Origin of the sequence: Enterobacter sp. PTB, assembly GCF_051130085.1 — a bacterium.
Lineage (GTDB): Bacteria > Pseudomonadota > Gammaproteobacteria > Enterobacterales > Enterobacteriaceae > Enterobacter > Enterobacter ludwigii.
The window spans coordinates 1-8,446 of the sequence record NZ_JBDKEE010000054.1; the positions used below are offsets into that span (position 1 = coordinate 1).

8 protein-coding genes and 3 pseudogenes are annotated in these 8,446 nt (G+C 54.7%); 8 read left to right on the forward strand and 3 right to left on the reverse strand.

The window, feature by feature from the left end:
* The 7 genes and pseudogenes from AAIR21_RS26955 to AAIR21_RS26985 all read left to right on the forward strand — a co-directional run.
* Positions 1–122, forward strand: a 122-nt coding sequence (locus AAIR21_RS26955; RefSeq protein WP_434682718.1) for a hypothetical protein, incomplete at its 5' end; no start/stop codon positions are given.
* A gap of 7 nt (positions 123–129) precedes the next feature.
* Positions 130–384 (forward strand): excisionase family protein, encoded by a 255-nt coding sequence (locus AAIR21_RS26960; RefSeq protein WP_434682715.1) that lies wholly within the window; start codon positions 130–132, stop codon positions 382–384.
* A 55-nt stretch (positions 385–439) separates the two neighbouring features.
* The gene (locus tag AAIR21_RS26965; RefSeq protein ID WP_434682716.1) at positions 440–1,732 is read left to right on the forward strand and encodes a tyrosine-type recombinase/integrase; all 1,293 of its coding nucleotides are present in this window, start codon (positions 440–442) and stop codon (positions 1,730–1,732) included.
* A 38-nt stretch (positions 1,733–1,770) separates the two neighbouring features.
* Positions 1,771–2,262 (forward strand): annotated as a pseudogene (locus tag AAIR21_RS26970) (glycine betaine ABC transporter substrate-binding protein); the annotation flags it as partial.
* Positions 2,263–2,270: 8 nt separating this feature from the next.
* Complete coding sequence (osmW, locus tag AAIR21_RS26975) at positions 2,271–2,918, forward strand: osmoprotectant ABC transporter permease OsmW (protein ID WP_014169860.1); 648 nt, start codon at positions 2,271–2,273, stop codon at positions 2,916–2,918.
* Positions 2,918–4,066: an osmoprotectant ABC transporter ATP-binding protein OsmV gene (osmV, locus tag AAIR21_RS26980; RefSeq protein WP_014169859.1), complete on the forward strand. Its 1,149-nt coding sequence runs from the start codon at positions 2,918–2,920 to the stop codon at positions 4,064–4,066. Before osmW ends, osmV begins: the two co-directional genes overlap by 1 nt.
* 168 nt (positions 4,067–4,234) lie before the next feature.
* Positions 4,235–4,820, forward strand: a pseudogene (locus tag AAIR21_RS26985) (chloride channel protein).
* Here AAIR21_RS26985 and bioD read toward each other — a convergent pair.
* The 3 genes from bioD to AAIR21_RS27000 form a co-directional block, all read right to left on the reverse strand.
* Entirely contained in the window at positions 4,755–5,450 is a 696-nt protein-coding gene (gene bioD / locus AAIR21_RS26990) for a dethiobiotin synthase (protein WP_014169857.1), read from the reverse strand. The pseudogene AAIR21_RS26985 and the gene bioD sit on opposite strands and share 66 nt — an antisense overlap.
* A gap of 130 nt (positions 5,451–5,580) precedes the next feature.
* Positions 5,581–6,801 carry a sugar metabolism global transcriptional regulator Mlc gene (gene mlc, locus AAIR21_RS26995; protein ID WP_020884286.1) on the reverse strand — a complete coding sequence of 407 codons (1,221 nt, stop codon included), beginning with the start codon at positions 6,799–6,801 and terminating at the stop codon, positions 5,581–5,583.
* A gap of 94 nt (positions 6,802–6,895) precedes the next feature.
* On the reverse strand, positions 6,896–7,828 hold the full coding sequence (locus tag AAIR21_RS27000; protein ID WP_020884287.1) for a LysR family transcriptional regulator: 933 nt from the start codon (positions 7,826–7,828) through the stop codon (positions 6,896–6,898).
* Between the two features lie 121 nt (positions 7,829–7,949).
* Here AAIR21_RS27000 and AAIR21_RS27005 point away from each other — a divergent pair.
* Positions 7,950–8,396, forward strand: a pseudogene (locus AAIR21_RS27005) (MFS transporter); the annotation flags it as partial.
* Between the last annotated feature and the right edge of the window lie 50 nt (positions 8,397–8,446).

Genomic DNA, 8,446 nt, shown 5'->3' on the forward strand with positions numbered 1-8,446 from the left:
TGCGTCAGCAATACGGCGACCGCTACGATCTGACGATAGACGACTACGGGTATTACGCCCGGGAAGTGGTAAAGCGCATGTTTGAAGTCTGGCGCCATTGTCGTGGCCTGAGTGTGGTGTGAGGTGGGTATGCAACCGATTATCTATCAAATAACACCCAGCGAATGGGTGTCTGAAGAAGTACTGATTGCTACTACGGGCATCAAGCCTGGCACTATTGCCCGCGCTCGCAGGAAGTCCTGGTTGGTTGGACGTGAATATCGGCACTATACCGCCGAAGGCGACCCTAAGCCTACCAGTGAATGCCTGTATAACATTGAGGCCATAATGCGCTGGATAAAAAGCCAGAAACAGCCTGACGTCAAAAAAGAAACAACCGGGTGATCCGCGAGCATGAAAAAGGTAATCTTGCAAAACTCCTGGACGTCGGGAGGGACAAATGAGTAAAGAATCATACCCAACGGGCGTTGAAAACCATGGCGGTTCACTCCGCATATGGTTTCTGTATAGAGGTAAGCGTGTCAGGGAAAATCTCGGTGTCCCTGACACCGCTAAAAATCGCAAGGTGGCCGGAGAACTGCGTACTGCGGTCTGCTTTGAGATTCGGATGGGGAATTTTGACTATGCAGCCAGATTCCCAACATCACCGCACCTGAAGCGGTTCGGATTGCAGAACAAGGAAATCACGGTGCAGGAACTTGCCGATAAGTGGCTGGAACTGAAAACAATGGAGATTAGCGCTAACGCGCTGAATCGGTATCAATCTGTTGTGCGCAATATGCTGCCCCGCATCGGCAAAAACAGGATTGTTTCATCCATCAACAGAGAGGAGCTACTTTTTATCAGGAAGGATTTATTGACCGGGTATCACATACCAGGTAGAGGGAAACGAACAACCGCTAAGGGCCGCTCAGTACCCACCGTGAACTACTACATGACCACTATATCTGGCATGTTTCAATTTGCTGTTGATAATGGATATGCGCCAAATAATCCGTTTGACGGTATATCCCCGCTAAAGAAGTCAAAAGCGGTACCTGACCCGTTAAGTCGAGAAGAGTTTCTCCGACTAATCGATACTTGCCACCATCAGCAGATCAAAAATCTCTTGTCTTTGGCTGTATATACAGGGGTGCGTCACGGTGAACTGGTTGCTCTCACCTGGGAGGATATTGACCTTAAGGCAGGGACAATGATGATCAGGCGGAATTATACCTCATTGTGTGAATTCACCCTGCCGAAAACCGATGCAGGTACCGACAGGGTGATCCACCTAATTCAGCCAGCCATCGACGCACTTAAAAGCCAAGCAACAATGACGAGGATGGGTAAACAATTCCAGACTGAAGTGAAGTTGCGGGAGTACGGTCGCTCAACCATCCACCCCTGCACTTTTGTTTTCAATCCGCAAATAACCCGAAAATCTAGCAATGTAGGGCACCATTATGCCGTAAGTTCCATCAGCAGCATATGGGAGGCAGCAATAAAACGGGCTGGATTAAGATACCGCAAAGCGTACCAGTCACGCCACACTTATGCGTGTTGGTCCTTATCGGCAGGAGCCAATCCGACCTTTATCGCCTCGCAAATGGGGCATGGTAGCGCTCAGATGGTTTACACCGTTTACGGCGCATGGATGCCGGAAAGCAGCGCTGAGCAAGTGGCAATGCTCAACCAGAAGCTAAGTGGCTATGCCCCATGTGTGCCCCATGACGATGTGGTAAATCAATAGTCCCTTGTATTTTCAATACGATAAGCAGCCAATACTGACACATCAACACCATGTCTGAAATGGTCGCAAAGATTGAGCAGATCCGTAAAACCGATCCGGATAAAAACTGGCTGCTGGGTCTGGACCTCGAATTTGCCGGACGCAGCGACGGGATGAAACCGCTGCAGGCGGCATACAACATGGAACTGGATCGCCCGCAGATCCGCCAGATGGACCCGGGCCTGGTCTATAACGCGGTGCGGGACGGTTTCGTCGATGCCGGGCTTATCTATACCACCGACGGGCGGGTAAAAGGTTTCGACCTGAAGGTGCTGGAAGATGATAAAGGCTTCTTCCCGAGCTATGCGGTCACTCCCGTGGTGCGTAAAGACACCCTTGACGCCAATCCGGGTCTGAAAGAGGCGCTGAATACTCTCTCCGCCCAGCTCAATAACGACGTTATCACCGAACTGAATAAGAAGGTGGATATCGACCATCAGTCACCGCAGCAGGTCGCCCGTGATTTCCTGCGTAGCAAACAGTTGCTGTAGGAGGCGCTATGGAGACGATTCACTACATTCTGGATAACTGGGACTATCTGTTAACCCTGACGCTGCAACACCTGTGGCTGGTGGCGCTGGCGGTTGGGCTAGCCATACTCATCGGCGTCCCTCTGGGGATTTTGATTGTCCGCCACAAATGGCTGGCGACGCCGGTGCTGGGGATTGCCACCATCGTGCTGACGATACCGTCCATTGCGCTGTTTGGCCTGATGATCCCGCTCTTTTCGCTGATCGGTCAGGGCATTGGCGCCCTGCCCGCTATCACGGCGGTGTTTCTCTACTCGTTGCTGCCAATTGTGCGTAACACCCATACCGCGCTGGACAGCCTGCCGCCGGGCCTGCGTGAAGCCGGACGCGGTATCGGGATGACCTTCTGGCAGCGTTTGCGCTGGGTTGAAATCCCGATGGCACTGCCGGTGATTTTTGGCGGTATCCGCACCGCCGTCGTGATGAACATCGGCGTGATGGCCATTGCCGCAGTGATTGGCGCTGGCGGCCTTGGCCTGCTGCTGCTTAACGGCATCGGCGGTAGCGATATTCGAATGTTAATTGCGGGTGCGCTGATGATCTGTCTTTTAGCGATTGTGCTCGACTGGCTGCTGCATCGTCTGCAGGTCGTTCTGACTCCAAAGGGGATACGATAATGATAAAACTGGAAAACCTCACCAAACAATTTTCACAGAAACACGGCCAGAGCGTTAAGGCCGTCGACAACGTCAACCTCAACGTGCCTGAAGGGGAAATGTGCGTCCTGCTCGGCCCGTCAGGCTGTGGGAAAACCACCACCCTGAAGATGATTAACCGTCTGATCGCACCAAGCAGCGGCACGATCCTGATTAACGGTGAAGACACCAGCGGGATGGATACCGTGACCCTGCGCCGCAATATTGGCTACGTTATTCAGCAGATTGGTCTGTTCCCGAACATGACCATTGAGGAGAACATCACCGTGGTGCCGCGCATGCTGGGCTGGGATAAAGCCCGATGTAAAACCCGCGCTGAAGAGCTGATGGATATGGTGGCCATGGACCCGCATAAATTTCTCAACCGCTATCCGCGTGAAATGTCCGGCGGTCAGCAGCAGCGTATCGGCGTGATCCGCGCCCTGGCGGCGGATCCTCCGGTACTGCTGATGGATGAACCGTTCGGTGCGGTGGACCCGATAAACCGCGAGGTGATCCAGAACCAGTTCCTGGAGATGCAGCGTAAACTGAAAAAGACCGTGATGCTGGTCAGCCATGACATCGACGAGGCCCTGAAGCTTGGGGATCGTATCGCCGTCTTCCGCCAGGGGCGTATTGTCCAGTGCGCCAGCCCGGACGAACTGCTGGCAAAACCGGCGAACGAGTTCGTCGGCTCGTTTGTCGGTCAGGACCGTACGCTCAAGCGTTTGCTGCTGGTATCGGCAGGTGATGTCACCGACCAGCAACCGACCCTCACCGTGCGGGGCTCTACCCTGCTTTCTGACGCCTTTGCGATCATGGATGACAACGATATTCGCGCCATTACCGTCGTGGACGATCGGGGTAAACCGCTGGGCTTTGTGAAGCGTCGGGAAGCGCGTAATGCCAGCGGCACCTGTGCCGATATCCTGCATCCGTTCCGTATGACCGGCAAAGCGGAGGATAACCTGCGCGTGGTGCTTTCACGGTTGTATGAGAGCAACACCAGCTGGATGCCGATTGTCGACGAAGAGGGCCGCTATAACGGCGAGATCTCACAGGATTATATTGCCGAGTATCTCAGCTCCGGCCGTACGCGCCGGGCGCTGAATATTCACAGCGAGAGTTAAGCGAAAACACTCCGCCGGGCGGGCCAGACGTATGGCGCTGACCTGCCCGGCGGCACGCTCCCCTACAGCGCGTTTGCTCAGGCCGACACGGTTCATCGCACGCATACCTTTTGCTAACCCCGCGATTTCCCCTCACAATATTGTATCTCCCACGTTTAATTGCGGCCCATGCAACGTCTTCACGCTTATCCCGACATCCGCGCGATGTTTCGCAGACTTCTGATTGCCACCCTTACCGGCATACTGGCCGCGCTGGCCGTCGCGGTGTTCCGCCACAGCATGTATCTGCTGGAGTGGCTGTTTCTCAGTAACAACAGCGGCAGTCTGGTGAATGCCGCGGCGGCGTTATCCCCGTGGCGTCGCGCGCTGACGCCCGCGCTGGGAGGGCTGGCGGCGGGGTTATTGTTGTGGGGATGGCAGCGGTTCTGGCGCGCCGGGCGGGGTTTTCACACCGACGTTGTTTGTCGGCATGGCCACAGGAATGCTGTTTGCACAACTCTTTGGGCTGTGGTTTCCGGGGTCTGAAACGGTGATTTTGCTGGGGCTGGCAGGCATGGCGACGTTACTCGCCGCGACGACCCATGCGCCCATTATGTCTGTGTTGATGGTCTGTGAAATGACCGGGCAGTATTTCTTGCTGCCCGGTTTGCTGATTGCCTGCGTGATCGCGTCCGTCTTGTCGCGGACGTTACGCCACGACTCGATCTACGGACAACATCCGACCGAGGGAAGAGAGATCGATGTACTGCGCTAATTCACGCTGTTCGGCACGTGGCAGATAAGGCAGCTCGCCCACCAACGGTCCCGGCAGTTTTTTGCTCAGCACGTCGATGATTTCCGCGTAGTGCGCCAGGCCCGGGTTGATACGGTTTGCGACCCAGCCAATCAACGGCAATCCGTCATTGGCAATCGCCTGCGCCGTCAGAAGCGCATGGTTGATGCACCCTTCCTGAATACCGACCACCATGATCACCGGCAGTTGCTCCTGCACCACCCACTCAGAAAGCGGGCGCAGATCGTTCATCAGGCTGCGCCATCCGCCGGTACCTTCCACCACGACATGGTCGGCCATCTCGCTCAGGTTCGCCAGACCGTCGGACAACAGGGTGTAATTAATCAGACCGCTGTGCGCCACGCTGCTTTCATCTTCGCTTAAGGCAATGGGATTGATCGCGTGATATGGCAGTTCCAGTGACGAGACGCTTTGTAACACCAGGGCGTCTTTATTCCGCAATCCTTCGGGCGTCTCTTTACTGCCTTTTGCGACCGGTTTGTACCCTGCAACGCGTTTACCGCTTGCTGCCAGAGCCTGTAGCAACGCGCGGGATACAACGGTCTTGCCGACAGAGGTATCTGTACCCGTAACAAAGAAACGCTTAAGCATGACTCATTCCACCTCTTGGGTATGCTTCGAAAATATAAACCAGAGAAATAATTCAGTGGGGGAAGTCTACGGGATGCGTGCGCTACCCAGCTTGAGATAGCGCAATTTTTCGTACATCTGCGGAAAAGAGTTAACCCTGTAACAGGCGGATCAGCAGCGAGCCGTTATACATGGCGTCCTTGACCAGGGCTGCACCAGCCATGGTGCCCTGATTGGAAAACTGGGTGCTTTCCACCGCAATATTTTTGCTGTAGGCCGGGAGCGCCTGTTGATGAATACAGGCCGAGATAGCCGGGAAGAGAATTTCCGCCGCCTGACTCAGCGGTGAGCCAATCAGGATTTTTTGCGGGTTGAAGAGATTCACCATAATGGCCAGAATGCGGCCAACGTTATTCCCCACTCCGGTAATAATATCCTTTGCCAGCAGATCCCCCTGACGCGCTGCGGCGCACAGTGAATCGACGGTCAACGGTTGTCCGTGTAGCGAAGAGCTCATGGACTGGCTGAGCCTGACCTGCGCCAGCTCCAGCACGCTTTCCACGCTGGCGATGGTTTCCAGACAGCCATGGTTTCCGCAGTAACAGCGCTTGCCGTAGGGATCGACCTGCGTGTGGCCGATTTCGACCAGGCTACTGCTTCCGGCATGCAGAAGGCGTCCGTCGGTGATGACGCCCGCCCCGACGTTATGGTCAATCACCACCTGAATCACGTCCCTTGCGCCGCGGGATGCGCCAAACAGCGCCTCCGCCATCGTCCAGGCGCTGATGTCATGCTGAATATAGACCGGCACGCCGGTGTGATTTTTCAGCACCTCGCCCAGCGGCATCTCTTTGACATCGTCGTAGAACGGCATGCGGTGCACGATTCCATTTTCGGTATCAATAATACCCGGCATGGTGATCGCAATGGCCGTTAAGCGTTCAAGGCGTTGCTGATGGCGAATAAAGAAGTGATCGATATGGGTGACAATGGCATCGAGGAGCGATTGTTCAGCCTTGAGCGGCAGCTCCAGCCGGTCTTCTACCACCAGCTTGCTGCTTAAATCGCGCAGGGCAAGGAAGATCTCTCCCCGGCTAATGCGCAGTGACAGGTAGTGCCACGCTTCGGTCTCCACCACCAGGCCGACCGCCGGACGGCCGCGGCTGCCCGGCTCCTGAATTTCCGTCTCCTGGACCAGGTGGGCTTCCAGCATTTCACGAACAATCTTGGTAATACTGGCAGGTGCCAGTTGTGCCAGGCGTGAAAGATCGATACGCGAAACCGGGCCAAGCTGATCAATCAGGCGATAAACCGCGCCAGCGTTGGTCTGCTTAATCTGATCAATGTGCCCTGGCTGACTATCAGCAACCACCTCGTACTCCCTTATTTTCGAGCATCGAAATAAACTGTGGGCTATGGTGAAGCACTTCAATGGCCGTCGTCAAATATTTACTTAGCCATGTGATTTACTGCACATTTTTACCCACTTTTCCCTCTAAATATTGTCCTGCAGAGGCGCTTAACAGCTGTGCTTTAAACCGCTGCGCTGCATGGCTCTGCTCATGATGTTTCGACCATACCAGCCACATTTCCGAAACAGCATCGTCTTCGGCGATAGCAACCCAGCGCATTTCACGCAATTGTACCCGTTTAAACGAGGCCGGAAGAATAGAGACGCCCAACCCCGCCGCGACCAGCCCAATAATGGTCATCGCTTCCCCGACTTCCTGAGTAATGATCGGGGCAAGATCGTAGCGTCGTAACAGGCCCAGAATATCGTCGTACAGACCGGTACCTACCTGCGGGTCGAAAAAAACAAACGGCTCTTTTGCCAGCTCTGCCAGCGTGACCGCCGAACGCGAGGCGAGCGGATGATCGTGCGGGATCATTGCCATCAACGGTTCGCGCAGAATAACCTGCCACGCCAGCGTATCCGGGAGTTGGGTGTTACGCATCAGACCTAAATCAAGAGAACCTTCATTCAGCGGAGCGATTTGCTCGCGGGTATTAATTTCGCGCGTCTGAATATGCACATCCGGAAAATGCCGGCGAAACGACGACAGGGTCTGCGAAACAGCGCTGATAAACGGTGCAGACGAGGTAAACCCAATCCGCAACTCTCCGGTTTCCCCGAGATAAAGCCGCTCTGCCCGGGCTGCCGCCTCATCCACCATACTGAGAATTTGTCGGCTGTCGGCCAGAAATTGCTTCCCGGCCGCCGTCAGGCTCACGCTGCGGTTGGTCCGTGCCAGAAGGCGCGCCCCGACCTGTTGCTCAAGGATCTGGATCTGCTGGCTTAGCGGGGGTTGTGAGATATTCAGTCTTGCCGCCGCGCGGCCAAAATGAAGCTCTTCAGCGACGGCGACAAAGTAGCGCAGATGACGCAGTTCGATATTCATATTTTTAAAGTATCATTTGAGATTATTAATATATTAGACAGAATATTTACATTTTCCTACTCTGATCGTGTGGTCATACCCGTCACCCGAAACCACGGGGATGTTTAAGCAAGGACATTGTGTGAGTCGTACATCTACCATTGATATCGATCCGGCCAGAGATATTGATGATTTACCCGCAGCATCGCAGCCGGTTCAGTTCATTAAACGTGGTACCCCCCAGTTCATGCGCGTCACGCTGGCGCTTTTCTCAGCGGGTCTGGCAACCTTCGCCCTGCTCTATTGCGTTCAGCCGATCCTGCCTGTTCTTTCCCATGAATTTGGCGTATCGCCTGCCAGCAGCAGTATTTCGCTCTCCATCTCTACCGGCATGCTGGCGATTGGTCTACTTTTCACCGGGCCACTTTCCGACGCCATTGGCCGTAAACAGGTGATGGTTACCGCCCTGATGCTGGCTTCGATTTGTACGTTACTCTCCACGATGATGACCAGCTGGCACGGTATCCTGGTGATGCGCGCGTTAATTGGGTTATCCCTGAGCGGCGTGGCGGCGGTCGGGATGACCTATTGTCAACGCCGCTGGATATAACCTTTTTTCACCGTTTTATTTTGATTGCC